The sequence below is a fragment of the Paenibacillus sp. J45TS6 genome (assembly GCF_018403285.1).
Lineage (GTDB): Bacteria > Bacillota > Bacilli > Paenibacillales > Paenibacillaceae > Paenibacillus.
This window is the reverse complement of the sequence record NZ_BOSJ01000095.1, coordinates 1-282: the sequence shown is the minus strand read 5'-3', so window position 1 is coordinate 282 and position 282 is coordinate 1. Positions and strand designations below refer to the sequence as shown.

General features: G+C 51.4%; 1 rRNA gene. It reads left to right on the top strand.

What is annotated here, in order from left to right:
• Window positions 1–5 precede the first annotated feature (5 nt).
• Window positions 6–122, top strand: a 5S ribosomal RNA gene (gene rrf / locus KJS58_RS25170).
• The last annotated feature ends 160 nt before the right edge of the window (window positions 123–282 follow it).

The window sequence follows — 282 nt, the reverse complement described above, 5'->3', positions numbered from 1 at the left end:
TCCTGTTTGGTGGCGATAGCGGAGGGGTTCCACACGTACCCATCCCGAACACGACCGTTAAGCCCTCCAGCGCCGATGGTACTTGGACCGCAGGGTCCTGGGAGAGTAGGACGTCGCCAAGCAATAGATAAAGACACTGCCATTAGGTAGTGTCTTTTTTGTTATGGCTTTAGCCAGTTGAGTGCGTGAAACGCGCGAAACAAAAAACCACCCGCTATGCGGGTGGAACAATCAAAGGTTTGACCACTAAGACCATTCCGATAGAATTGAGATGTTCAGGCT